This window comes from Pseudomonas iranensis, from assembly GCF_014268585.2.
Lineage (GTDB): Bacteria > Pseudomonadota > Gammaproteobacteria > Pseudomonadales > Pseudomonadaceae > Aquipseudomonas > Aquipseudomonas iranensis.
On the sequence record NZ_CP077092.1, the window covers coordinates 3780178 to 3803595 of the forward strand.

Sequence of the window (23418 nt, forward strand, 5' to 3'; positions counted from 1 at the left end):
GTCATTCTCCAATCGTGAAAGAAACGCTCTGTATTATTCAGTTTCCAGAAAACTAACACCACCCTACTCTAGGCCCATCCGACGAACCTACAGGACAACGTCATGAGCCAGATTTCCAGCCAGACCCACGCCATCTCGATCAACCCTGCCACCGGCGAGCAGATCGGGCATTACGCGTTTGAATCCGCCGCTGCCCTTGATGCGGCACTGACTCGCGCTGCCTTCGCTTTTGGCAAGTGGAAGCGCAAGCCGCTGCAGGATCGTTCGCTCCTTTTGACCGCCCTCGCCGGCGCGCTGTGTGAAACCTCAGAAGCGATGGCAACCATGATCACCCGGGAAATGGGCAAGCCGATCGCCCAGGCCCGTGGCGAAATCGAGAAATGCGCCAAGCTCTGCGAGTGGTACGCCGAACACGGCCCGGCCATGCTCGACGCTGAGGCGACCCAGGTTGAAGGCGGAAAAGCGCGTATCGAGTATCGTCCGCTGGGGCCGATTCTGGCGGTGATGCCGTGGAACTTCCCGATCTGGCAAGTGCTGCGCGGCGCGGTGCCGACGCTGATCGCTGGCAACACTTACGTGCTCAAGCATGCGCCGAACGTGATGGGCAGCGCTTACCTGCTGCGCGATGCGTTCGTCCGCGCCGGTTTTCCCGATGGCGTGTTTGAGGTGATCAACGTCACCCCGGAAGGCGTTTCCAGCGCCATCGCCGATTCGCGCATCGCCGCCGTGACGCTGACCGGCAGCGTCCGCGCCGGCATGGCCATCGGTGCTCAGGCCGGTGCGGCATTGAAGAAATGCGTGCTGGAACTCGGCGGCTCCGATCCGTTCATCGTGCTCAACGATGCTGATCTGGATGAGGCGGTGCACGCGGCGGTGGTCGGTCGTTATCAGAACTCCGGCCAGGTCTGCGCGGCCGCCAAACGTCTGATCATCGAACAAGGTGTGGTCGAGGAATTCACCCGCAAGTTCGTTGAAGCGACACGTCAGTTGAAGATGGGCGATCCGCTGGAGGCCGAAACCTATATCGGGCCGATGGCGCGCTTCGATCTGCGTGATGAACTCGATCAGCAAGTGCGTGACACGTTGGAGGAAGGCGCGACGCTGCTGCTCGGCGGCAGAAAAGCCGAGGGCGCCGGCAACTTCTACGAACCGACCGTGCTCGCCGATGTAACCGACCGCATGACCTCGTTCAAGCAAGAACTGTTCGGCCCGGTCGCCTCGATCATCATCGCCCGCGATTGCGCGCACGCCGTGGCCCTGGCCAACGACAGCGATTTCGGCCTGACTGCCACGATCTACACCGCCAACGTCGCACTGGCCGAGCAACTGACCAGCGAACTGGAAACCGGCGGCGTGTTCATCAACGGCTACTCGGCGAGCGATCCGCGCGTGACCTTCGGCGGCGTGAAGAAGAGCGGCTTCGGTCGTGAGCTGTCGCACTTTGGCGTACGCGAATTCTGCAACGCGCAGACCGTGTGGCTGGATCGTAAATAAGCTTGGTGCTGTAAAACCTGTGGGAGCGAGCCTGCTCGCGAAAGCGTCCTGTCAGTCACTGCTGCATCGACTGACACACCTCTTCGCGAGCAGGCTCGCTCCCACAGGGGCACGGCTGCGCAGATGATTTGGGGCACGACTCCCACATGCTCTGCTTCGATTTACAGATATTTCAGCCACCTGATGTCCCGCCGCCGCGCTTTCAGTGCCGAAAACCAGCGCACTGCCGGGAACAGCACCACGGCAAGAACCACCGCCGCCAGCCACACCGCCGTCACCGTCGAAAAGCCGAAATAGCTGCCCTGATTCAGGCCGAACAGCGCCACAGCGATCAGGTACAACACCTTCAACACATACAAGTGCAGCAGATAGAAAAACATCGGTGCCGAGCCGAACACCGTCAGCCAGCCAGTCCAGCGGCGACTCTGCACGCGCTCAAAGGCGAGCAACAGCAACAGACCCGTACTCACAGTCAGCGCGAGAAACAGCAGCGACGGCGGGTATTTGGTGATGTTGAAAAAGCTCATCAGTGTCTGCACCAGCGAATCGCTGATCACCCACGGTTTTTCGCCGTAGCCGTTAATCAAGCGCAGCACCACAAAGCCCAGCAATCCACCGACCCCGGCGATCAGCAAACGACGCTGACGCACCGCCGCGTCCATGCCGCGAGCAAACCACGGCCCCAGCGCATAGCCCAGGCCGATTACACCAATCCACGGCAGCAGCGGATACGAGGTGCGCAGGCGCAGGGTGTCGCTGATCTCGATCCAGCCGCGGTCATGCAGAATCGCCCAAGGCACATGCATCGCCGACTCAACCGGGAAATGCACCGCGTCGAGCAGGTTATGCCCGACGATGATCGCCACGCTCAGCGTCATCAGCAGCGCACGTGACAACCAGACCAGCAGCGCCAGCGCAATCATGCTCAGGCCGATCGCCCAGATCACTTGCAGGTAGATCACGCTCGGCGGCAACTGGAAGGTCCAGGCGAAGTTGACCAAAGTGAATTCCAGCGCCACCAGGAACAATCCGCGCTTGAACAGAAACGCGCTGACATCGGCTTTGCCGGCGTATTTTTCACCGTACAGCCATGCCGACAAACCGGTCAGCAATACAAATACCGGCGCACACAAATGCGCCAATGTGCGGCTGAAAAACAGCGCCGGCTCGGTGCTGGCGATGTCCATCGGATCGGAGACCTGTCGGTGCAAGAGAAAGGTTTCACGTACGTGATCGAGCAGCATGAACAGGATCACCAAGCCTCTGAGCGCATCAATGGATAGCAGCCGGCCAGTCGTCAATGGGGCATTACGGGGAAGCACTGGGGTCATGGATCTTTCGCAATCGAGAGGAATAACACCGGACAGCCACAACGCCGCCCGCAAATTTCGCGTTACCTTATAACACCAGAAAAACAAAACCCAAACATGCATCATCGAAGTTGCCCATCAGCGCCAGCCTTCTATAGTGAACAGGTCCGCCCTGCCCTTGAGCGCTGTCCATGGTCAATACCGAACACCTGATCATCTGCGAGCACTGTGATTGCGTGTACGAGAAAGTCGTGCTCGCCAAACATCAGAAAACCCTGTGCGTGCGCTGCGGTGGCGTGCTGCAGCGCTTCAACGGCCTGACCATCGAGCAGCGTCTGGCCCTGACGTTCACGGCGGCGATGCTGTGGCTGTTTGCCAATTTCTATCCGGTGATGAGCATCAGCCTCAAAGGCATGAAAAACAGCGCGACCCTATGGGATTCGGTGCTCGCGCTGAGCCAGGGGCCGATCACCTTTATCGCCATGGTCGCGGCGATCGCAATCATCATCGCCCCGGCATTTCAGCTGGTGTTGCTGGTCTGGGTGTTGAGTTTCGCCCTCGGCATGAGGCGGGCACCGGGGTTCAATCTGTGCATGCGCTGGCTGGAAACCCTGCGCCCGTGGAGCATGCTCGAGGTGTGCCTGCTGGGCGCGATGGTCGCGGTGTTCAAACTCGCCGGCCTGCTCGATGTGCTGCCGGGGATCGGCCTGTTCGCCCTGGCGGTGCTGAGCCTGATGATGATCCGCATTGCCGGCCGTGACATCCGCGAACTCTGGGACATTTTATGAAGCGTCCACCGACCGCCAGCGAACTCAACCTGTGCCTCTGCCACAGCTGTGGCCTGGCCTGCGATATGACCGACGAGCCACACGAGTGCCCGCGCTGCGATGCGCCGCTGCATCGGCGCAAAACCAATTCGCTGACGCGCACCTGGGCGTACATGCTCGCCGCGCTGGCGTTTTATGTTCCCGCCAATCTGCTGCCGGTGATGAATACGGTGATGCTCGGCAACGGCGCCGACAGCACGATCATGAGCGGCGTGCTGGAGTTCTGGGAGGCCGGGGCGTGGGACATTGCCCTGATCATTTTCATCGCCAGTATCGCCGTGCCGGGGATCAAATTCGTCGCCCTGTCCTTGCTGCTGGTCACCGTACAGCGCAACAGCGATTGGGCGCGCAGGGAGCGTTCGAAGCTGTACCGTTTCGTCGAGCTGATCGGCTATTGGTCGATGCTCGACGTACTGGTGGTCGCACTGGTCGCGGCGCTGGTGAAATTCCAGGCGCTGGGCGATATCGAGCCACGACCGGGCATCCTGTTCTTCGGCCTGGTCGTGGTGTTCACCATGCTCGCGGCGATGAGTTTCGACCCGCGCCTGATCTGGGACAGGGACACCAGCGACACGCTCAGCGACGCAGCGTCTGGAGCAGCACCTGCAACGGATGGCGCAGCGCCTGATCCGACTGGCGCTTGACCTGGCTGCGGCAGGAGTAGCCGGTCGCCAACGCCTCGCCCTGCTCCGCCGGCGCCTGCACCTGACGCGCCCACGACTGCTCATAAATGACTGCCGAGGTCTGGCGATTGCGTGCTTCGTGGCCGTAAGTACCGGACATGCCGCAGCAACCGGTAGCCTGCGTGGCCAGCTTCAGACCGGCACGTTCGAAGACCTGTTCCCACTGGCGGGTCGCGGCCGGCGCGTTGGTTTTCTCCGTGCAATGGGCGAGCAGACGGAACGCTTTGGGCCGAGCCTCAGGCGTCTGCTCCGGCATGACCTTGAGTAACCATTCCTGAACCAGCGCTACTTCTGGGCACTCATTCAGGCCCGGTACTTTCAGGTATTCCTGGCGATAGACCAGAGTCATCGCCGGATCCAGCCCCAGCAGCGGCACGCCGGTCTGCGCCAGCGCCTGCAACTGCTCAGCGTTACGCAACGCCGCCCGATTGAACGCCGAGAGAAAGCCCTGCACATGCAGCGGTTTACCGTTGGCGCTGAACGGCGCGAGATAGACCTGATAACCCAGGCGCGAAATCAGCTCGACCAGATCAGCCAGCAGCGGCGCTTCGAAGTAGCGGGTGAAGGCATCCTGCACGATCACCACGCTGCGTTCGCGTTGCTCTGAGGTCAGTGCCGACAGCGTTGCAACCGTTGCCGGCTGCACCTGCCAACGGCGCATCGTCGCATGGAAATCGAAACGGCTGAGCAGCGGCACATCGACCATGCCACCGATCCGCGCCAGTGCGCCACGCACCCAGCCCGCGCCCATCAAGCCGTTGTACAGCGCCGGAATACGCGCCATGTACGGAATGGTGTATTCCAGCGAGGCAATCAGGTAATCCCGTGCCGGACGCAGATAACGACTGTGATACAGCTCGAGAAAACGCGAGCGAAATTCCGGCACATTGACCTTCACCGGGCACTGCCCCGCGCAGGATTTGCAGGCCAGACAACCAGCCATGGCGTCGTACACCTCATGGGAAAAATCCGCCGATGGATCGCGACTGTTGCGCCAGCGCTGCCACAGCGTACTGAAAAACGCCGGTTTACGGATTGCATCCGAGAGCACGTCGACGCCCGCCTCGCCCTGCAACCGCAGCCATTCTCGAATCAGCGAAGCGCGGCCCTTGGGCGACTGCGCGCGTTCGCGGGTGGCTTTCCACGACGGGCACATGGCGTCATCAGGATCGAAGTTGTAGCAGGCGCCGTTGCCATTGCAGTGCATGGCCGCGCCGTAGCTTTGCCAGACTTTCTCGTCGATTTGTCGATCCAGCTCGCCGCGCAGGGTCACTTCGTCGATCTTCAGCAGTGCTGCGCCGCTGTTGGCCGGCGTAGCGATTTTGCCTGGGTTGAACTGGTTGAGTGGGTCGAACGCGGCTTTCAAGGCTTGCAGTGCCGGGTACAACTCGCCGAAGAATGCCGGCGCGTACTCCGAACGCAGGCCCTTGCCATGCTCGCCCCAGAGCAGGCCGCCGTAGCGCTGGGTCAACGCCGCTACGCCATCGGACACCGGGCGTACCAGCGCCGCTTGCTGCGGGTCTTTCATGTCGAGGATCGGCCGCACGTGCAGTACGCCGGCGTCGACATGACCGAACATGCCGTACTGCAAACCGTGGCTGTCGAGCAGGTCGCGCAGTTCGGCGATGTATTCGGCCAAATGCTGCGGCGGCACTGCGGTGTCTTCAACGAACGGCTGCGGGCGGGCTTCGCCGGCGACGTTGCCGAGCAGGCCCACCGCCCGTTTGCGCATGCCATAGACCTTGTTCACCGCTGCCTGACCGATCGCCAGTGTATGTCCGAGGCGCTCCACGGTGCGGTCGTTTTGCAGATGTTCGAGGAACGCTTCGACGCGGCGTTGCAGATCTTCGGGATCGTCACCGCAGAACTCGACCAGGTTGATGCCCAGAGTCGGCCGCTCAGCGTTTTCCGGAAAATATTCGGCAACACCGTGCCAGACGATGTCCTGCATCGCCAGCAGCAAAACCTTGGAATCGACGGTTTCGATCGACAACGGCTTGAGCGCCATCAACGCCCGCGCATCACGCAAGGCATCCATGAACCCGGCATAGCGGATATTCACCAGCATCGTGTGTTTGGGAATCGGCAGCACGTTGAGCCGCGCTTCGACGACGAAGCCCAGCGAGCCCTCAGCGCCGCAGAGCACGCTATTGAGGTTGAAGCGCTGGTCGGCCTCGCGCAGATGCGCCAGGTCATAACCGGTCAGGCAGCGGTTGAGATCGGGAAAGCGTGCCTTGATCAGCTCGCCCTGTTCATCAATGATCTGCCGCGCACAACGATAGATTTCGCCGACGCGATCATCGCGGGCGCACTGCGCTGCAAGCTCATCCTCGGCCAGCGGCAGACCGTGCAGACGCTCGCCGCCGCGCAGGATCATCTCCAGTTCCAGCACATGGTCGCGGGTCTTGCCGTAGGTGCAACTGCCCTGGCCGCTGGCGTCGGTGTTGATCATGCCGCCGACCGTGGCGCGGTTCGAGGTCGACAGTTCCGGAGCAAAAAACAGCCCGGCGGATTTCAGCGCGGCGTTGAGCTGGTCCTTGACCACCCCGGCCTGCACGCGCACCCAGCGTTGTTCAACATTGATTTCCAGAATGCGATTCATGTGCCGCGACAGGTCGACGACGATGCCGTCCGTCAGCGATTGACCGTTGGTGCCGGTGCCACCGCCACGCGGGGTGATCACCACTTTCTCGTACGCCGGTTCGGCAATCAGCCGCGCCACACGTGCAACGTCTTCGGCGTCCAGCGGAAACACCGCCGCTTGCGGCAAGCGCTGATAGATCGAGTTGTCGGTCGCGAGCACCACGCGGCTGGCGTAATCAGCGCTGATTTCACCGCGAAAGCCGCTGTCCTTCAGGGCGGCGAGGAATTGTTGGTAATCGCCGGTCAGGGCTTTGGCAGGCGACAGCTGGGCAATCATCGGTCGGGTCATCTCGGTCAAATCGGACTGTGTGGCGGTGAACAGTTGTGCGCAAGGAATGATTGCGTCAGGCTCCGCCATCTGATTGCGCCCATATTCATTGCTGGCCAGCCATGGAACAAGCGTAATTTCGACCCGCTATCGATGAGTTTTACGAATGAATCCGCGCACCCTCACACCGTCCATGTCGCTGCTGCTGGCTTTCGAGGCCGCCGCTCGCCACGAGAGCTACACCCGCGCCGCCCATGAGCTGTCACTGACGCAGAGCGCGGTCAGTCGCCAAGTACAGATTCTCGAGAAGATGCTCGGCATGCGCCTGTTCAGCCGCGAAGGCCGGCAGGTGGTGCTGACGGATGTCGGGCGCATGTATCAGCGCGAGCTCAGCGAAGCCCTCGGACAGATTCGCAGCGCAACCTTGCAGGCGATGGCATTTGGTTCGGGCATCCATAGCCTGCGCCTGGCGACGCTGCCGACCTTCGGTTCGAAATGGCTGCTGCCACGGTTGAAGGATTTCTACACGGCGCACCCGGGCATGACCGTGCACCTGCATTCGCGGATCGAAACCATCGACTTCGACACCAGCGAAATCGACGCGGCCATCTGTGTCGGCGGCGGTGAGTGGCCAGGCCTGACCGCCCTGCCCCTGCACACCGAAGAACTGGTGGCGATTGCCAGCGCGCAGCTGTCGGCGACTGAACGCGACGAGGCCGAGCGACACATGGCCGGGCAGTTGCTGCTCAACGTCAGCAGCAATGCCCAGGCATGGGCGGAATGGTTCAGCCATCATCAACTGCCGCATCGCAGCATGCGAATCGGGCCAAGCTTCGAAATGACCTCGCACTTGATTCAGGCAGTACGCGCCAATATCGGCGTCGGCCTGGTGCCGCGTATTCTGGTCGAGGAGGAATTGCTCAAGGGCGAATTGCTGCAACTGGGCGAGCCGATTACCAGCCGACGCAGCTATTACCTGGTGTATCCGCCGCGCAATGAGAATCTGCCTTCGTTGAAGGCGTTCAGGGATTGGCTGGTTCATACGCTCTGAAGGATCGCGTCGCGGCCATTCGCGAGCAGGCTCGCTCCCACAGGGAAATGTATGCCAACTGTGGGAGCGAGCCTGCTCGCGAAGAGGCCAGTCGCAACGACCTCAAAACCTCGGCTTGACCGCCCGCCAATCCGCCTTGTACCGCTGCATCTGCCGCACATCATCGCGCTGGCGAATGCCGCACGTCAGGTACTGATCATGCAGCTTGGCCAGTTGCTCATGGTCCAGTTCCAGCCCCAACCCCGGCGCACGGGTGATCTTCACGCAGCCATCGACAATCGGCAGCTTGCCGCCCTTGATCACTTCCTCGTCCGGCTCCTGCCACGGGTAGTGGGTGTCGCAGGCGTAATCCAGATTCGGCACTGCCGCCGCAACGTGCGCCATGGCCATCAGGCTGATACCCAAGTGCGAATTGGAATGCATCGACACGCCGAGGCCGAACACGTCGCACATTTTCGCCAGTGTCTGCGTATCCCGCAGGCCACCCCAGTAATGGTGGTCGGCGAGGACGATCTGCACGCTGTTCAACGCAACGCTGCGGCGGAACTCGTCGAAATCAGTGACGACCATATTGGTCGCCAAGGGCAGACCGGTGCGTTTGTGCAGTTCAGCCATGCCATCAAGGCCCGGCGTTGGGTCTTCGTAATACTGCAGGTCATCGCCGAGCAGTTCGGCCATGCGAATCGCCGTCTCCAGCGACCAGTTGCCGTTCGGGTCGATGCGCAGCGGCAATCCCGGAAAGGCTTTTTTCAGTGCCTTGATGCAAGCCACTTCATGCTCCGGCGGCAAGGTGCCGGCCTTGAGCTTGATGCTCTTGAATCCGTACGCTTCGATCATCCGCGCTGCCTGCGCGACGATCTGCTGCTCGCTCAGCGCCTCGCCCCAGTTGTCCGGCCTGTAGGGCGAGTCGATATGCTCGGCGTACTTGAAAAACAGGTAAGCGCTGAACGGCACTTCATCGCGAATCGCGCCGCCGAGCAGGTCCACCAGCGGCACGTTCAGGTAGTGCGCCTGCAAATCGAGAAACGCTACTTCGAATGCCGAGTAGGCATTGCTCACCGCTTTGCTGGCGTGGGAACCGGGGGCCAGTTCAGCGCCAGCGACGCTGGCGGGTTTATTCGCCGCCACGGTGGCCTGCACGATTGCGCGCAACTGATTGAGGTTGAACGGATCAAGGCCGATCAACTGGCTCTGCAATTGTTGCTGGATCGCCAGCGCCGGGGCATCGCCGTAGCTTTCGCCGAGGCCGATGTAGCCGTTGTCACTTTCAATCTCGATGATCGAGCGCAGGGCAAAAGGTTCGTGGATGCCACTGGCGTTGAGCAGTGGCGGATCGCGAAAGGCAATCGGGGTGACGCTGACACGGGTGATTTTCAAGATAACGCTCCTGACGGATCAACAATCGATTCAGTGGCTCGCAGCCGGACGAGCCGGCGCCACAACGGCGGCTTCGTCACTTGGTTTTGCCGGGGTTTTGCCTTTGGCGCCAGGCGCCGTGCGGGCGAAGAAGATCACCATGGCGGCGACCAGCGATGTCGCCGCCAGGCCATACAGGCCGCCCTCGATGGAACCGGTGGTTTGTTCGAGAATGCCGAACGCGGTCGGCGCGACGAAGCCGCCAAGGTTGCCGATGGAATTGATCAGCGCGATCACCGCCGCAGCGATGCGCGCGTCCAGATAGCTTTGCGGAATCGGCCAGAACAGCGCCGATGCCGCTTTGAAGCCGATGGCGGCAAAGCAGATGGCGACGAAGGCAAACACCGGGCCGCCGGTGGTCGACATGAACATGCCGATGGCGGCGATCACCAGGGTCAGCGCGACCCAGGCCTGCTGGAATTTCCATTTGCCGGCCATCGCTGCGAAGCCATACATGGCGACAATCGAAATGATCCACGGAATCGAATTGAGCAGCCCGACCTGGAAATCTCCGAGGTTACCCATCTTCTTGATCATGCTCGGCAACCAGAACGTCGCGCCGTAAATGGTCAGGGCAATGGAAAAATAGATGAAGCAGAACAGCGCGATCTGTCGGTCAGCCAACAGCTTGAACATCGACGGCTTGGCGACTTGTACCGCTTCGCGAGCGCGCTGCTCCTCGGCAATCGCCGCGACCAGTGCGTCTCGCTCTTCCTCGCTCAGCCACTTGGCTTGACGCGGATGCGATTGCAGCCAGAACCAGACGAATGCGCACAACACCACCGAAGCCGCGCCCTCGATGAGAAACATCCACTGCCAACCGTGCATGCCCAATCCGCTGATATGCAACAGCGCACCGGACACCGGGCCGGAAATTACCGAGGCAATCGCTGAGCCGCTGAGAAACACCGCCATGGTTTTGCCGCGCTCGGACGCTGGCAGCCATTGGGTGAAGTAATAAATGATCCCCGGGAAAAACCCGGCCTCGGCCGCACCGAGAATAAAGCGCAGCACGTAGAAGCTGGTTTCACCTTGAACAAACGCCATGGCCATGGCCGCAGCGCCCCAGGTGAACATGATCCGAGTCAGCCAGACCCGCGCGCCGTAGCGCTGCAACAGCATGTTGGACGGCACTTCGAACAGTGCGTAACCGATGAAAAACAGCCCGGCGCCAAGTCCGTACGCCGCTGCGCCGATACCCAGATCGGTTTCCAGATGGCTGCGCACGAAACCGATATTCACCCGGTCGATGTAATTGACGATGAACATCACCACGAACAGCGGCAGGACGTGGCGTTTGACCTTGGCGGCGGCGCGGGCGAGCACCGTGATGTCCGGCGGACTCTGGAGGGTTTTCAAGGGGCGACTCCCGATCTTGTTTTTTTAGGGATGACTTGAAGCGATGAGCCGATCATGGACGTCGCGCATTGATCCCGTCTAATCTAAACAGGCATGCGATTGATATCCGGATTAGATCAATGTTCGAGCTCACCCAACTGCGCTGTTTCACCACGGTCGCCACCGAACTCAACTTTCGCCGCGCCGCCGAGCGCCTGAACATGACCCAGCCGCCGCTGAGTCGGCAGATTCAGCTGCTGGAGCATCACCTTGGCGTCGAATTGTTTACCCGCAGCACCCGAAGCGTTGCGCTGACGGCGGCGGGCAGGGCGTTTTTCGTTGAAGCGCAGAATCTGCTGGAGCGCGCCCAGCAAGCAGCGATCACCGCACGCCGGTTTGCCGAGGGCGACATTGGCTCGGTGAATATCGCGTTCGTCGGCAGCGCGGTATATGAATTTCTGCCCAAGGTGATCGCCGAAGCGCGGCTTAAACAGCCTCAGGTGAAAATCGATCTGGCAGAGATGAATACCTATCAGCAGCACGAGGCATTGCGCGCTCGTCGTATCGACCTGGGCATCGCCCGGGCGCCATTGCAGGAACCGGGCTATGCCACCGAATGCCTGGTGCGCGAACCATTTGTGCTGGCGGTGCCGAGCGGGCATCGGTTGGCCAATGCAGCTGAGGTATCAGTGGCTGATCTGGATAAACAACCGTTCCTGATGTACTCCCATGAAGCCTATCCGCCGTTCAACGAACTGTTGACCGGCACGCTGCGCTCAGCGCGGGTGGCGCCGGATTACGTGCAGTGGCTGGGCTCGTCACTGACGATTCTGGCGCTGGTCAACGCTGGCATGGGTCTGGCGCTGGTACCGCGTTGCGCGACCAGCGTGGTGTTCCGGAATGTGCTGTTTCGCGAGATCGATCTGGGCGAAGGGGTGCAAAGCGAACTGCATCTGATCTGGCGGGAGAACAATGACAACCCGGCGTTCGCGATGTTGCTGGAGGCGATTCGCCGGGCGGTGGTGCAGGGTTGGGGCTGAAGAAGTTTATCGTCTAGACCGTGGTTTCAGAGGCGGCGGCGCACTGGGGCCTTTGATCAAGGGCACGTCCAGCATTTTTCCGTCCGGCCCGACAAAGAGTCGCTCTAAATGCTTTGGCATGGGTTGTGGTGCTCTGGCAGTTGGCATGTTGATCCCTCTGATACTGGGCTGAACTCGACCCATTTGACTTTCGCGGAATCTATCAACAAAAACTCCGCGCCAATAGATGCAGGTTGGCCATCATCCGTGAGCCAACGCGGATATTTCATCACGAACTGACCATTGGATGACTCCCGTGGCCACTCGACCGGCCAGCCAAATACGCGCCTTTCGTCGTTTAAATGCAGGGTTATAAAGCGCTCATGTTGGGCGAAAGCGCAGAACCATTCACTGGGGAAAGAAGATTGTTTCGTTACATTTCGTCTGCGCAACCAGCGGTGCAACTTGTCACTCGTAGCCAGGTAACAGGCAAACAATCCCAGCATCAGCGAAAACACAAATGCGCAGAGCGTTTGCGCCCGATCATCCCAGTTTCCTAATGAAAAACCCTTCGAGCCAATCCACAAACAGAGGTTGCCCACCGCCAACACCGCGCCCTGAATCACAAATGTGAATATCAGCGCCTGCACGATCTGGCCGAACGTATCCGGTCGTTTGAATGCCGTAAGTGAATAGAAGATCCAGGTCGATAGAAACCCCGGGATGAGGTACTGCAACAGCGGAATGATGTCCTTGACCAGATCATCCATGATCCGAGACTCCTTTCAGTCATGCCGATCCCGTCACGGGCCGACATCCACAGCCTAGTCAAGGATCCTGCTGCGCCTCGCGGTCAACTGTCACAGCTCATTGCGAGCGTTTGGCGGGAGTCTCCATCCAATGAAAAAAGGCAGACACCGAACGTCGGTGTCTGCCTTTTTTGAGATCCGGGCGCCCGGTTACAGGCAGTCACGCACCGATTGGCGCAGCGATCCGGACTTGGCCCAAGGCGGCCCCTGATAGAGGGACACTTTGCTGCCGTCCTTGTATTTGACGATATCGAGAATCTCATCCGCCGTGATAATGCTCGGCGCGGTAATCCGGTAGCCGTTGGAAATCGACGTCTGCGAAGTCTTGGCCACGTCCTTCTGCCACAACGGTAACAAACACGCGGCATATTCCTTGGGAGGCTTGTCACTGGTCTTGCTGAGGTTTGGCTCGCCCGGCACCAGCGATGCTGGTAACGAGCAACCCGTCAACAGGGCCAGTGCCAAAGTGCCGATCCATACGCGCATGCTGTTTACCTGTTCCGAAAAAACGTGAATGTACCGTTTAACGGCGTGCACATCCATCGTGGCACCCCGCCGTTACCGGGGTTTGGACAATTTTTTACATCGGTTCAGCCGGGCGTCAGATGGCCTGGCCCCAGGTGGAAAAATGCGACTACTCTTTTCTACCGAGAATGTTCTGGAGGTGATCATGCGGCTCAATGAATACGAACACGAACTTCAACGGGATTTGCAAAGCGTGGCGTCGGACCTGAGGTGGTCGGCGGTCGACCTCAAGCGCATTGCCGAACAATTGCGCAAATCAGGTAACGAGGCAGACGCCCAGACTGTGTTGCGGTCTTGCGAAATCCTGCAAAACGACGAAGAGAGATTGCAGATCTATGCCAAGGAGGTAAAAGCCCGGACCATCAGCCGAATCAAGGTGCACTGACTCCTGATCCAAACAGAAGCCCCGGTCGAAACCGGGGCTCTTTCGTTATAACGCATCAACTCACGTTCTGGCTTTGCACCCGCTTGGCGCGTTGCTTGTAACCAGGAAGCGCCGCCGCATAGGCCATCGCTTCCTCCCTGCTGGTGAATGACGCCAACCGGTCGCCCTGAGTGCAAACCCGCCATGGGCCGTTGTTCACGCTAAGCACGTCATAACCGTTCATGTGCAGCTTGTTCAGCATTGGAATGCTCATGAGCACCTCCATTTCGTCAACGGTGTTTTCGGTGTACGGGCTTACCTTACACCCGCTCCCCGCTGCGGTGTAAACCGGATTCGCCCTGGCACATGTCAATTCACTGGCACTTTTTGCTACGCAAATGGCTCCGAATCAAGAGGGAACCTTTAAATCCGCTTGCGGCTCGAATATTGCAGATTGATTACAGTTTTATGACACGCATCAACAGGGCAATCATGAAAGTACGCGCCACCGTCATTTGCGAGCAGGATCGCCATATCCTCCTGGTACGCAAACCCCGCCATCACTGGTCATTACCCGGGGGCAAAGTCGAACCCGGGGAAACCCGTGCGGCGGCAGCCGTGCGCGAGTTGCAGGAGGAAACCGGGCTCAATGCGGAGGACGTCCTGTACCTGATGGATTTTCAGGCGGGCAGTACGCGGCATCATGTGTACGAGGCTTCGGTGGTCAACCTCGACGACGTGCGCCCGCAGAACGAAATCGTCGATTGCATCTGGTACCCGCTCGATGCCGTGCACAATCTTGAAACCAATGAAGCGACAAGGCGCATCGTGCAGGCCTTTCAACGGCGTTTATAACGATCAGCCAGCGAACGCCCGGCGACCGGCGCTGATTTCCGTGCGCAACTCACCAATGAAATTGGAAATATCGCGAATCGTCACCAGATGCTCGGGAGAAACGCCGTCAAGCAACAACTCGACACGCCCACTGCCCGGCTCATACACCTTGATCCGCAACAGACCTTGTCCGGTCGGTGTGCAATCACACTTGAACGTGGGGAAGCCTGACTCGACGATCCGGCAGATATCGGCAATGGCAAGCATGGACGGGCGCCTCGCAGGCGGAGAATCGATCCATCGAGCATAGACCCACGGTGTGTTTACTGCCCGCTAGAGAATGCCAAGCCGATCACAACTCACTCATGCCATTCAATGCGCGTCGTGATCCCAGATCCAGTTCCACATTCCGGGCAGATTCACCGGCTCAGCGCTTTGCTGAACAGTACGCGCCAACGCAGCTTTTTCCAGTGCGGCCTGATTGTCGTAGAACGGCTTGTCCGCCAGTCTGACCCCGGTCGCCGCCGCGCTATCGAGCAGAATCTGCAGATATTCGCGAGTGTGGCGCGCGGTGTAGCGATTGAGGTCATGGAACGTCACCACGACCGGGATCACGCCATCCACGGTTGGCAATTGACCCACGGCGATGCGCTCGCGCACTTCCGATAACTGCCGCAGCATGTTCGCCCGACGCCGAGGGCTGGCGTTGAAGCCCCAGATCTTGCCGTCGTTGGCACTCAAGTCCGTGAGCAAGACGTGCAAGCCGTGTTTTTGATAGGCCGCAAATGTGCGCTTGTCGTAGTTCCAGAACGGCGGGCGCAACAGCTTGGGCTGCGCCCCGGTGATAGCGGCGATGTCAGCGCTGCCATCGGTCAGCGATTGCTCCAGTTCCTGCGGATCGAGCGAGCGATGGTTGGTGTGCCAATGAGTCGCGGTGTGGAAAGCGAGAATATGTCCCTCGCCGTGTTCACGCCGCATCAGGCTGCGACCGATCTCGCTGTTGCCTGCTCGGGGTGCTCGGGTCTGCACGAAAAACACGGCTTTGATATTTGCCTGCAGCGGATTGGTTTGGAGGCTGTCGAGCACCGTCGCCGTGGGATTCCACCATCCTGAAGCACTTGGGCCATCATCGAATGTCAGCAAAAAACGTACGGGGGCCTGGGCCATCAGGCGCGTTTCGGTTTGCGTGGTCATTTCAATCGGCGCGGCGATGCAACCGGCCAGACCGAGCGCGATGAGCGCAACACAAAGAAATTTGCATCCGGATGTCATGTCTTGCCCTGAGGCCGAGGCCGTCGTGTTGTCGAATGGCAAAACTCCATCGCCTTTGTTCATCCCTGCGCGGCTATCCGCGAGCGCAGGTTGGATAAGGTACACAGGGTTTGGTTCCGGTGCTGCTTTCAGCGCGTCATCGGCCGGCACATTGGCAGGTCCGACTAGACTCAAATGTCCTCAAGGAGATTTCAGCCATGTGCGGAAGACTCACGCAGTACCGTGGGATTCACGATTTCGTCGCGGTCTTGAGCATCCCGGATGCGTTGATCAATCACGTTGGCGATGCGCCACTGGATCGCTACAACGCAGCGCCCACCACTGCGCTGGCGGTTCTGCACCAGCACGAACAGGCCATTCATGCCGACAATCTGCGCTGGGGCTGGCGGCCGCATTGGGCCAAGGATCGTGCCCCACCTATCAATGCTCGGGTGGAGAAAGTCGCCCACGGCGCGTTCTTCCGGTCGATCTGGCGGCAGCGGCTGATCGTGCCGGTCGACAACTGGTTTGAATGGGTTGATACCGGGGAAAAATCCCGACAGCCCTGGTTGATTCGTCGGGCGGATCAGGCTCCGGTCTTCTGTGCCGGTATCGGCCAGTTTCCGGCACCGGGGGTTGCGCCGAGGGAGGACGACGGGTTCGTCATCATCACCGCTGACAGCCTGGGCGGCCTGCTCGATATTCACGATCGCCGCCCAGTGGTCTTCGATTCGGCGCGAGCTCGGGAATGGCTTGATCCGGCTACGCCACTGGAACGCGCCGAGCAGATGCTGCTGTTTGAAGGCGAGCCCAGTGATGCCTTCGAATGGTACAAAGTCGGCAAAGCGGTCGGCAATACGCGTAATCAGGGCGCACAATTGATAGAACGAGTCACTAAATAATCCGTCCATCCTTGCGTTAATCAAGCAACGCCGCCACTGAGTCCCCTGCGTTACAAAAAGTGTTTCAACCGCGATACACCCCCCGTAAAACAGCCGTTTGAGCGAATCAACCGCCTGTCAGACATTTCGACAGTCATACATACATTTTCCCGCGCTGCGGATAGCATGCGCGCCGCCTTTCCGATTGGTATACCAGTTGACCAAAGAGTCAAAGAAATCAGGAATCCATCAACAACTTTCAAGCCTTGCAGAGAAATAAGTGAGCGACGATTTTGCAATCAAACAGGTCAGCGGCCTGAAGTGTGTCCATCTGTCCAAGACAGAACGCCTGGAACTCGACTGTTTTATCGGCCATTACATCAAGACCCGAAACCTGCACAGCGTGCCCGATATCGAACGCACCCTGCGCAGCACCCTCGAGGGTTATCCCGGCCATCCGCCGGTGATGGTCAATGAGCTCAATGCGTGGATCGATCGAACGTTGGGGTATCGCGCGACCTACCCGGACTTCACGCAGCTGGCAGACCTCTGAAACGCGAAGAGCCCCGCTGCTGCGGGGCTCTTCGTATGGGTTGTTCAAGGTTTCAGCGGACGCTCCTGATCGCGGTCCGACAACTCGCGGCTGTCATCGTGCTTCCAGGTTTTTTCCTGCCTCTTTTGCCGCTCGATTTCTTCTTCTGTTGGCTCATCATCTTCCGCACGCGTTTGCTCAGTTGCCATGTGCACCTCACCTCAGAACAGTTGATGATCGTTAAAGGGTAGAACACTTTTGCGCGCCCGAATTCACCAAGGAATTTTATCCCGCGCGGCGTACCATAGCGCCATCCACCCTTACGTCAGGAAGACGCCATGCTCTACCGAATCGCCGCCGACGGGCTGGTGCTGTTTCACTTGTGTTTCATCTTGTTCGTGCTGTTCGGCGGGCTGCTGGTGCTGCGCTGGCCACGTTTGATGTGGCTGCACTTGCCGGCGGCCGCATGGGGCGTGGCGGTCGAGGTATTGCACCTGACCTGTCCGTTGACCTATTGGGAAAACCTCATGCGCCACGCGGCCGGGCAGACCGAATACGCCGGCGGCTTCATTGAGCATTACATCTGGCCGATCATCTACCCGGCCGGTCTGACACCGCAGATTCAACTGGCCCTCGGCAGTGTGGTACTGGCGGTCAACCTGTTGGTGTACGCACGACTGCTGCGCTCATGGAAACTGCGCCGGGCCCGGCGCATTCCGTTTTAACGCGAGGCCGGTTTCAACGTCTCCAGCCACTGCGGATCGAAGCGTGGCTGGTCAGAATCAAGTCCCTGCGCCTGCATCCGCGCCTTGTGCTGTTCGACTTCGTCACGCAATTGCCCGTGATCGCCGGAGTTGCCATCCAGCTCATGCATTTGCAGCAATCCGAGGTGATAGAAACGCAACACCTTCATCGCCGTCGGATCGTTGTTCTGCACCGCCGCTGTTACCTGATGCATCACGTTGGTGATGCTCATCAGATTGCGCTTGAGGCGCCAGCTGTACACCGCCGGGGCCATCCAGGTCTGATGCCAGAAACGCCCGCGCAACAGCGCCGCCGTCAGCAGAAACGCCACGAATACGCCGCCGACATTGAAACGCAGGTTATCCCCGTCGGGTTCACCGAACACTGCCACCGCGACCGACGAAAACAGCATGGCCAGCAGCAGAAACAGCACGGCGATAATGATCGTGCTGCGGCGGGTCTGCTGACGAAAGGTAGCGGGGTCCATCGGCTGAATCTCGAACATCGAAAATGACTTCCTTGAGTGGCAAAACGCGCAACGGAAAAAACTCGCCAGCGCATTATCGCATCGCACCGGGTTTTAGCTATGCTGGGGCTCCTTTTCATCTTTTCAAAGTCCAACGGGACATGGCGGTATAACGCAGATCGTGCCATCTTCATTCATGGATACACACTATTCGGATGCCATCCGCTGCGTTGTGGATGGCATCGTTTTAAGGATCACTGCATGACCCAACGACACGTAATCAATGCCTCGGTCAGCCCGAAAGGCAGTCTGGAAACCCTTTCTCAACGTGAAGTTCAGCAACTGAGCGAAGCCGGATCCGGCAGCACCTATACCCTCTTCCGCCAGTGCGCCCTGGCCATCCTCAACACCGGCGCGCATGTCGATAATGCCAAGACCATCCTCGAAGCCTACAAGGACTTCGAAATCCGCATTCACCAACAGGATCGCGGTGTTCGCCTGGAACTGCTGAACGCTCCGGCTGACGCGTTCGTCGACGGCGAGATGATCGCCAGCACCCGCGAAATGCTCTTCAGCGCCCTGCGCGATATTGTCTACACCGAGAACGAACTCGACAGCCAGCGCATCGACCTGAGCAATTCCCAGGGCATCAGCGACTACGTGTTTCACCTGCTGCGCAACGCGCGCACCCTGCGCCCGGGTGTCGAGCCGAAAATCGTGGTGTGCTGGGGCGGTCACTCGATCAACACCGAAGAGTACAAATACACCAAGAAAGTCGGCCACGAACTGGGCCTGCGCAGCCTCGACATCTGCACCGGTTGCGGCCCGGGTGTGATGAAAGGCCCGATGAAGGGCGCAACCATCGCCCATGCCAAACAGCGCATTCACGGCGGTCGCTACCTCGGCCTGACCGAGCCAGGCATCATCGCCGCCGAAGCGCCGAACCCGATCGTCAATGAGCTGGTGATCCTGCCGGACATCGAAAAGCGTCTGGAAGCCTTCGTCCGTGTCGGCCACGGCATCATCATTTTCCCGGGCGGCGCCGGTACGGCCGAAGAGTTCCTCTACCTGCTCGGCATCCTCATGCACCCGGACAACGCAGGCCTGCCCTTCCCGGTCATCCTCACCGGGCCGAAGCATGCCGCGCCGTATCTGGAACAGCTGGATGCGTTTGTCGTCGCGACCCTCGGCGAAGCGGCGAAGCAGCATTACGAGATCATCATCGACGACCCGGCCGAAGTGGCGCGGCAGATGACTCAAGGCCTGAAAGCGGTGAAGCAGTTCCGCCGCGAGCGTAACGATGCGTTCCATTTCAATTGGCTGTTGAAGATCGATGAGGGCTTCCAGCGCCCGTTCGATCCAACCCACGAAAACATGGCCAACCTGAAACTGCATCGCGACCAGCCACCGCATGAACTGGCGGCCAATCTGCGTCGGGCGTTTTCCGGGATCGTCGCCGGTAACGTCAAGGACAAAGGCATTCGCCTGATCGAAGAGCACGGGCCGTATCAGATCCGTGGTGATGCGGCGATCATGCAGCCGCTTGATGCGCTGCTAAAGGCCTTCGTCGCCCAGCACCGGATGAAGTTGCCGGGTGGCGCGGCGTATGTGCCGTGCTATCGCGTCGTCGCGTAATTTCAAGTCGTAACGCACACCCATTGTGGGAGCTGGCTTGCCGGCGATAGCGGTCTTTCATTCAACAGAGACGTTGAATCAGATGACGCTTTCGCGAGCAAGCTCGCTCCCACAGGATTTGTGGTGTGGCGCAAATTGGAGTCACAACCTCAATCCCCCTGTGGGAGCGAGCCTGCTCGCGAAGAAGCCCGAAAGAACACATCAGTCTTTCGGGTTATCCACCAACCGCCGAGCCAACGCTTTAGCCTGCGCAGCGACGTCCGTCACCGCCGTACTTTCCCACCACATCCCGCGCAACGGCGGGCCCATGGCGAACAACCGAGCGCTCACCTGCCCTTCGGCATCCACCACTGCGCCGTCCTTTGCTGTGATCCCCAGCGCCAGCGGCCCCGGCTGCACCAGTCCCCGCGCCAGCAATTGCTGCGGCAACGGTCGTGCGACTCGCCGCCAGTCGTATTCGATACCGCTGGAATTGATCAGCGCCGCACCGCTGACCACGCCTGTTTCAGTCTCACCCCGCGGACGGATGCGAATGGTCACAGCATCGCCCGCGCCGGGCTCAATGCCCTTGAAAAACGCGGCGTGAATGCGCAAGCGCCCTTGCTTGTGCAGCCGTTCGATCAACTCGGCGCTCAGTGGCGGCGAACGATGGTGATGACTCTCCCACCATGGCCGTACATGCCGTACGAATTGTCGACGCTGCACGTCAGTCGCCTGACTCCACAACCGCGCGATGTGCGCGCGAACCGTATCCAGCGGCGCCTGCCAGTCGATGCCTTGGGCGACTGCGTCGCGACAATGTCGACGCAACTCGCCCAGCAACTGGCGGGGCGTACGAATGCTGTGATCCTGCGCCAGAAAATCCACCCAGGCCGGCGGTTGACGGCGCACGTGCGGCAGCAGGCCATGCCGGGAGAACACCTCGATCGGCCCGCGATGCCCGGCCTGCTCAAGCGACACCACGGCATCAACCATCGTCAGCCCGGAGCCGATAATGAGCACGATGGATTGCGGGTCCAGTTTGCGCATCACAGCGACATCCCAAGGGTCCAGCGCGGCGGCATTGAGGCCACTGGATTGGGTCTGCGGCGTGCGAGCGGCGGGGAACATGCCGGTGGCCAGCACTGCCTGCGCTCCACGCAAAACCTGGCCATCGCTCAGGGTGAGCTGCATTGAGCCGGTCCCGCTTTGCAAGTCAACGGCTTCAGCACAGATGTGTTCTACGCTCGAACCTTGCAGCGCGCCCACCGCCCGGGCCTCAGCCAGACGCTGTTGCACATAGACCCCGAACAGGCCACGCGGCGGAAACAGCTCACTGACCGGCACGTCCTGCTCAGCCGATTCCGGCCAGCCGCCGCCGGCAATATGCGCGGTCAGCCACTGCGTCAGATCATCAGGATTATCCGGGTCGACGCTCATCCGCGCCGCGTTGCCGTTCAGCGTATGTCCCAACTCAACTGCGCTGTAAGCCTCACCACGTCCCAGTTCAGCACGCGGCTCGATGATCGCAATTCTTCGTTGCCCAGGCAGGCGTAACAATTGCACCGCCAGCATGGTGCCACTGAGGCCGCCGCCGATGATCAGGATGTCCGCAGGCTGCTCCATTCAGATCACCACATTACGCACGAACCGCGCAGCCACATCGCCTTCGTTGCGGTAGGCATGCGGTTGATTGCTGGCGAACATGAAAAACTCTCCTTTATTGATGTGCTGCGCCTGATCGCCGAGCATCAGTGTCAAGCATCCTTCAAATACGTAAATCTGCTCGCTCCAGCCATCGGCATCCGGTTGCGACGGATAAACTTCGCCCGGTTGCAGACACCATTCCCATTGTTCGACTTCGCGGCTCGCGGTGGCTTTGGACAGTAGCACGGCTCTGCTGCCGGGAATCGTGCCCGCCCAGGCAACCTCATTGATCCGGCTCGGGTCGCGCGCATCGTGCGCCTGGATCAGATCACTGAACGCAACGTCAAGCGCTTCGGCGACGCGATCAAGCGTGGTCAGGCTGACATTCTTTTCGCCTGCCTCGATTGCCACCAGCATCCGTCGGCTCACCCCGGATTTTTCCGCCAGCGCGGTCTGGCTCAAGTCCGCAGCATGGCGCAGGCGCCGAACGTTCTGGCTGACGTGTTGCAGAACGGAGGCTCGCTGAGTCAAATCTTTGTGCACTATATTGCTCACTCGGTGGGGTTGGGCAGTATACTGCGCAACGTTGGCGGCAATTGTGCAGCCTCCCTTTTAATGTGCGCAAGGTCATGATGTCGCCAAACAATTCTGCGTCCCGAATCCGCTTCTCCCGCTTCAGCAAAGCCGAGTGCGTGCTGGTGCTGATCACCATGATCTGGGGCGGCACGTTTCTGATTGTGCAACATGCCATGACGGTCAGTGGCCCGATGTTTTTCGTCGGCCTGCGCTTCGCCGCAGCGGCGGCGATTGTCGCGATGTTTTCATGGCGGCACCTGCGCGAGTTGACCTTGTTCGAAGTCAAGGCAGGGTCGTTCATCGGTGTAGCGATCATGCTTGGTTATGGCTTGCAGACGGTCGGGCTGCAAAGCATTCCGAGCAGTCAGTCGGCGTTCATTACCGCGCTGTACGTGCCGTTTGTGCCGCTGCTGCAATGGCTGGTGCTGGGACGGCGTCCGGGGTTGATGCCAAGTATCGGGATCATGCTGGCGTTTACCGGTTTGATGTTGTTGTCGGGTCCCTCAGGGGCGGCGCTGAATTTCAGTCCCGGAGAAATTGCGACATTGATCAGCGCCGTTGCGATTGCTGCTGAAATCATTTTGATCAGCACTTTCGCCGGGCAGGTGGATGTGCGGCGAGTGACGGTGGTGCAACTGGCGGTGACGGCGGTGTTGTCGTTCTTGCTGGTAGTCCCGACCGGTGAAGTGATTCCGGATTTTTCCTGGTTGTTGCTGGCGACCGCTTTGGGCCTGGGCGCGGCGAGTGCGGCGATTCAGGTAGCGATGAACTGGGCACAGAAGAGTGTTTCGCCGACTCGGGCGACGTTGATCTATGCCGGTGAACCGGTGTGGGCCGGGATTGTCGGACGGATTGCCGGGGAGCGCTTGCCGGCAATTGCGCTGGTTGGGGCCGGGTTGATTGTTGCGGCGGTGATTATCAGTGAGCTGAAGACCAAGGGAAGGTCTACCGAGGCAGAAGCTGAGCTGGAGCGGGAAACGCAGGGGTGACCCGCAATCTCTTCTAGCTGCTCGCGAAAGCAGCGCACCATCGTTACCTCTGAAACAACGCCAAACACACAAATCCCAACTACTTTGTAGGATTCTGAGACATCCTCGCGTTTGGTGATCAGGGAGCTGGCACGTAT

The 23418-nt window shown here is 59.8% G+C and carries 25 protein-coding genes; 12 read left to right on the plus strand and 13 right to left on the minus strand.

What is annotated here, in order from left to right; all coding sequences use genetic code 11:
• The first annotated feature begins 102 nt into the window (after positions 1-102).
• Positions 103-1494: an aldehyde dehydrogenase family protein gene (locus HU724_RS16790; RefSeq protein WP_186566687.1), complete on the plus strand. Its 1392-nt coding sequence runs from the start codon at positions 103-105 to the stop codon at positions 1492-1494.
• Between the two features lie 161 nt (positions 1495-1655).
• Here HU724_RS16790 and HU724_RS16795 read toward each other — a convergent pair whose 3' ends face one another.
• Positions 1656-2825, minus strand: coding sequence for an acetyltransferase domain-containing protein (locus HU724_RS16795; RefSeq protein ID WP_186566685.1), 1170 nt, complete (start codon positions 2823-2825; stop codon positions 1656-1658).
• 170 nt (positions 2826-2995) lie between these two features.
• Here HU724_RS16795 and HU724_RS16800 point away from each other — a divergent pair, with 170 nt between their 5' ends.
• Both HU724_RS16800 and HU724_RS16805 read left to right on the plus strand, forming a co-directional pair.
• Positions 2996-3592, plus strand: coding sequence for a paraquat-inducible protein A (locus HU724_RS16800; protein ID WP_122507947.1), 597 nt, complete (start codon positions 2996-2998; stop codon positions 3590-3592).
• Entirely contained in the window at positions 3589-4275 is a 687-nt protein-coding gene (locus HU724_RS16805; RefSeq protein WP_186566682.1) for a paraquat-inducible protein A, read from the plus strand. The genes HU724_RS16800 and HU724_RS16805 overlap by 4 nt, the downstream gene beginning before the upstream one ends.
• Here HU724_RS16805 and ydiJ read toward each other — a convergent pair.
• The gene (ydiJ, locus tag HU724_RS16810; RefSeq protein WP_186566708.1) at positions 4208-7234 is read right to left on the minus strand and encodes a D-2-hydroxyglutarate dehydrogenase YdiJ; all 3027 of its coding nucleotides are present in this window, start codon (positions 7232-7234) and stop codon (positions 4208-4210) included. The genes HU724_RS16805 and ydiJ overlap by 68 nt on opposite strands.
• A 157-nt stretch (positions 7235-7391) precedes the next feature.
• On the opposite strand from ydiJ, the gene HU724_RS16815 reads away from it, so the two are divergent.
• A complete protein-coding gene (locus HU724_RS16815) occupies positions 7392-8276 on the plus strand; it encodes a LysR substrate-binding domain-containing protein (protein WP_024013229.1) in 885 nt (294 codons plus the stop codon).
• A 102-nt stretch (positions 8277-8378) separates the two neighbouring features.
• On the opposite strand, the gene HU724_RS16820 is transcribed toward HU724_RS16815, so the two are convergent.
• Positions 8379-9653: a glucarate dehydratase family protein gene (locus HU724_RS16820; RefSeq protein ID WP_186566680.1), complete on the minus strand. Its 1275-nt coding sequence runs from the start codon at positions 9651-9653 to the stop codon at positions 8379-8381.
• Positions 9654-9683: 30 nt separating this feature from the next.
• On the minus strand, positions 9684-11051 hold the full coding sequence (locus tag HU724_RS16825) for an MFS transporter (RefSeq protein ID WP_186566678.1): 1368 nt from the start codon (positions 11049-11051) through the stop codon (positions 9684-9686).
• 119 nt (positions 11052-11170) lie between these two features.
• Between HU724_RS16825 and HU724_RS16830 the strand changes: the two genes are divergently transcribed.
• A complete protein-coding gene (locus HU724_RS16830) occupies positions 11171-12070 on the plus strand; it encodes a LysR family transcriptional regulator (protein WP_186566676.1) in 900 nt (299 codons plus the stop codon).
• 104 nt (positions 12071-12174) lie between these two features.
• On the opposite strand, the gene HU724_RS16835 is transcribed toward HU724_RS16830, so the two are convergent.
• Both HU724_RS16835 and HU724_RS16840 read right to left on the minus strand, forming a co-directional pair.
• A complete protein-coding gene (locus HU724_RS16835; protein WP_186566673.1) occupies positions 12175-12819 on the minus strand; it encodes a DUF6338 family protein in 645 nt (214 codons plus the stop codon).
• Between the two features lie 189 nt (positions 12820-13008).
• Entirely contained in the window at positions 13009-13344 is a 336-nt protein-coding gene (locus HU724_RS16840; RefSeq protein WP_024013232.1) for a hypothetical protein, read from the minus strand.
• A gap of 184 nt (positions 13345-13528) precedes the next feature.
• Here HU724_RS16840 and HU724_RS16845 point away from each other — a divergent pair, with 184 nt between their 5' ends.
• Complete coding sequence (locus HU724_RS16845) at positions 13529-13768, plus strand: hypothetical protein (RefSeq protein ID WP_051600740.1); 240 nt, start codon at positions 13529-13531, stop codon at positions 13766-13768.
• 55 nt (positions 13769-13823) lie between these two features.
• On the opposite strand, the gene HU724_RS16850 is transcribed toward HU724_RS16845, so the two are convergent.
• Positions 13824-14021 carry a hypothetical protein gene (locus HU724_RS16850; protein ID WP_024013234.1) on the minus strand — a complete coding sequence of 66 codons (198 nt, stop codon included), beginning with the start codon at positions 14019-14021 and terminating at the stop codon, positions 13824-13826.
• A 218-nt stretch (positions 14022-14239) separates the two neighbouring features.
• On the opposite strand from HU724_RS16850, the gene HU724_RS16855 reads away from it, so the two are divergent.
• The gene (locus tag HU724_RS16855; RefSeq protein WP_186566706.1) at positions 14240-14602 is read left to right on the plus strand and encodes an NUDIX hydrolase; all 363 of its coding nucleotides are present in this window, start codon (positions 14240-14242) and stop codon (positions 14600-14602) included.
• Between the two features lie 3 nt (positions 14603-14605).
• Here HU724_RS16855 and HU724_RS16860 read toward each other — a convergent pair whose 3' ends face one another.
• Both HU724_RS16860 and HU724_RS16865 read right to left on the minus strand, forming a co-directional pair.
• A complete protein-coding gene (locus HU724_RS16860) occupies positions 14606-14848 on the minus strand; it encodes a DUF1652 domain-containing protein (protein WP_016775073.1) in 243 nt (80 codons plus the stop codon).
• A 105-nt stretch (positions 14849-14953) separates the two neighbouring features.
• Positions 14954-15853 (minus strand): polysaccharide deacetylase family protein, encoded by a 900-nt coding sequence (locus HU724_RS16865; protein WP_186566671.1) that lies wholly within the window; start codon positions 15851-15853, stop codon positions 14954-14956.
• Between the two features lie 197 nt (positions 15854-16050).
• On the opposite strand from HU724_RS16865, the gene HU724_RS16870 reads away from it, so the two are divergent.
• Both HU724_RS16870 and HU724_RS16875 read left to right on the plus strand, forming a co-directional pair.
• Positions 16051-16734 carry an SOS response-associated peptidase gene (locus tag HU724_RS16870; protein ID WP_186566669.1) on the plus strand — a complete coding sequence of 228 codons (684 nt, stop codon included), beginning with the start codon at positions 16051-16053 and terminating at the stop codon, positions 16732-16734.
• 259 nt (positions 16735-16993) lie between these two features.
• Positions 16994-17266, plus strand: coding sequence for a hypothetical protein (locus HU724_RS16875; protein WP_016775076.1), 273 nt, complete (start codon positions 16994-16996; stop codon positions 17264-17266).
• A gap of 44 nt (positions 17267-17310) precedes the next feature.
• Here HU724_RS16875 and HU724_RS16880 read toward each other — a convergent pair whose 3' ends face one another.
• Positions 17311-17454 carry a hypothetical protein gene (locus HU724_RS16880; protein ID WP_024013238.1) on the minus strand — a complete coding sequence of 48 codons (144 nt, stop codon included), beginning with the start codon at positions 17452-17454 and terminating at the stop codon, positions 17311-17313.
• A gap of 129 nt (positions 17455-17583) precedes the next feature.
• Between HU724_RS16880 and HU724_RS16885 the strand changes: the two genes are divergently transcribed.
• Positions 17584-17970 carry a DUF2784 domain-containing protein gene (locus tag HU724_RS16885; RefSeq protein ID WP_041480792.1) on the plus strand — a complete coding sequence of 129 codons (387 nt, stop codon included), beginning with the start codon at positions 17584-17586 and terminating at the stop codon, positions 17968-17970.
• Here HU724_RS16885 and HU724_RS16890 read toward each other — a convergent pair.
• Positions 17967-18494, minus strand: coding sequence for a DUF3087 domain-containing protein (locus HU724_RS16890; RefSeq protein WP_186566667.1), 528 nt, complete (start codon positions 18492-18494; stop codon positions 17967-17969). The two genes, HU724_RS16885 and HU724_RS16890, sit on opposite strands and share 4 nt — an antisense overlap.
• A 222-nt stretch (positions 18495-18716) precedes the next feature.
• Here HU724_RS16890 and ppnN point away from each other — a divergent pair, with 222 nt between their 5' ends.
• Positions 18717-20090, plus strand: a complete 1374-nt coding sequence (gene ppnN, locus HU724_RS16895; protein ID WP_122612505.1) for a nucleotide 5'-monophosphate nucleosidase PpnN — start codon at positions 18717-18719, stop codon at positions 20088-20090.
• Positions 20091-20291: 201 nt separating this feature from the next.
• Here the strand turns inward: ppnN and HU724_RS16900 are convergent, their stop codons facing one another.
• Together HU724_RS16900 and HU724_RS16905 are read right to left on the minus strand one after the other, a co-directional pair.
• Positions 20292-21695 (minus strand): FAD/NAD(P)-binding protein, encoded by a 1404-nt coding sequence (locus tag HU724_RS16900; protein ID WP_186566665.1) that lies wholly within the window; start codon positions 21693-21695, stop codon positions 20292-20294.
• Positions 21696-22259 (minus strand): helix-turn-helix domain-containing protein, encoded by a 564-nt coding sequence (locus tag HU724_RS16905; RefSeq protein ID WP_186566663.1) that lies wholly within the window; start codon positions 22257-22259, stop codon positions 21696-21698.
• An 86-nt stretch (positions 22260-22345) separates the two neighbouring features.
• Between HU724_RS16905 and HU724_RS16910 the strand changes: the two genes are divergently transcribed.
• Complete coding sequence (locus HU724_RS16910; RefSeq protein ID WP_110601058.1) at positions 22346-23281, plus strand: DMT family transporter; 936 nt, start codon at positions 22346-22348, stop codon at positions 23279-23281.
• Positions 23282-23418: the final 137 nt, after the last annotated feature.

Excerpts from the sequence above, each read along its gene's own strand:
- HU724_RS16790 (WP_186566687.1), top strand. The coding sequence starts at position 103 with ATGAGCCAGATTTCCAGCCAGACCCACGCCATCTCGATCAACCCTGCC.
- HU724_RS16795 (WP_186566685.1), bottom strand. The coding sequence starts at position 2,825 with ATGACCCCAGTGCTTCCCCGTAATGCCCCATTGACGACTGGCCGGCTG.
- HU724_RS16800 (WP_122507947.1), top strand. The coding sequence starts at position 2,996 with ATGGTCAATACCGAACACCTGATCATCTGCGAGCACTGTGATTGCGTG.
- HU724_RS16805 (WP_186566682.1), top strand. The coding sequence starts at position 3,589 with ATGAAGCGTCCACCGACCGCCAGCGAACTCAACCTGTGCCTCTGCCAC.
- ydiJ (WP_186566708.1), bottom strand. The coding sequence starts at position 7,234 with ATGATTGCCCAGCTGTCGCCTGCCAAAGCCCTGACCGGCGATTACCAA.
- HU724_RS16815 (WP_024013229.1), top strand. The coding sequence starts at position 7,392 with ATGAATCCGCGCACCCTCACACCGTCCATGTCGCTGCTGCTGGCTTTC.
- HU724_RS16830 (WP_186566676.1), top strand. The coding sequence starts at position 11,171 with ATGTTCGAGCTCACCCAACTGCGCTGTTTCACCACGGTCGCCACCGAA.
- HU724_RS16835 (WP_186566673.1), bottom strand. The coding sequence starts at position 12,819 with ATGGATGATCTGGTCAAGGACATCATTCCGCTGTTGCAGTACCTCATC.
- HU724_RS16840 (WP_024013232.1), bottom strand. The coding sequence starts at position 13,344 with ATGCGCGTATGGATCGGCACTTTGGCACTGGCCCTGTTGACGGGTTGC.
- HU724_RS16845 (WP_051600740.1), top strand. The coding sequence starts at position 13,529 with ATGCGGCTCAATGAATACGAACACGAACTTCAACGGGATTTGCAAAGC.
- HU724_RS16850 (WP_024013234.1), bottom strand. The coding sequence starts at position 14,021 with ATGAGCATTCCAATGCTGAACAAGCTGCACATGAACGGTTATGACGTG.
- HU724_RS16855 (WP_186566706.1), top strand. The coding sequence starts at position 14,240 with ATGAAAGTACGCGCCACCGTCATTTGCGAGCAGGATCGCCATATCCTC.
- HU724_RS16860 (WP_016775073.1), bottom strand. The coding sequence starts at position 14,848 with ATGCTTGCCATTGCCGATATCTGCCGGATCGTCGAGTCAGGCTTCCCC.
- HU724_RS16865 (WP_186566671.1), bottom strand. The coding sequence starts at position 15,853 with ATGACATCCGGATGCAAATTTCTTTGTGTTGCGCTCATCGCGCTCGGT.
- HU724_RS16870 (WP_186566669.1), top strand. The coding sequence starts at position 16,051 with ATGTGCGGAAGACTCACGCAGTACCGTGGGATTCACGATTTCGTCGCG.
- HU724_RS16880 (WP_024013238.1), bottom strand. The coding sequence starts at position 17,454 with ATGGCAACTGAGCAAACGCGTGCGGAAGATGATGAGCCAACAGAAGAA.
- HU724_RS16885 (WP_041480792.1), top strand. The coding sequence starts at position 17,584 with ATGCTCTACCGAATCGCCGCCGACGGGCTGGTGCTGTTTCACTTGTGT.
- HU724_RS16890 (WP_186566667.1), bottom strand. The coding sequence starts at position 18,494 with ATGTTCGAGATTCAGCCGATGGACCCCGCTACCTTTCGTCAGCAGACC.
- ppnN (WP_122612505.1), top strand. The coding sequence starts at position 18,717 with ATGACCCAACGACACGTAATCAATGCCTCGGTCAGCCCGAAAGGCAGT.
- HU724_RS16900 (WP_186566665.1), bottom strand. The coding sequence starts at position 21,695 with ATGGAGCAGCCTGCGGACATCCTGATCATCGGCGGCGGCCTCAGTGGC.
- HU724_RS16910 (WP_110601058.1), top strand. The coding sequence starts at position 22,346 with ATGATGTCGCCAAACAATTCTGCGTCCCGAATCCGCTTCTCCCGCTTC.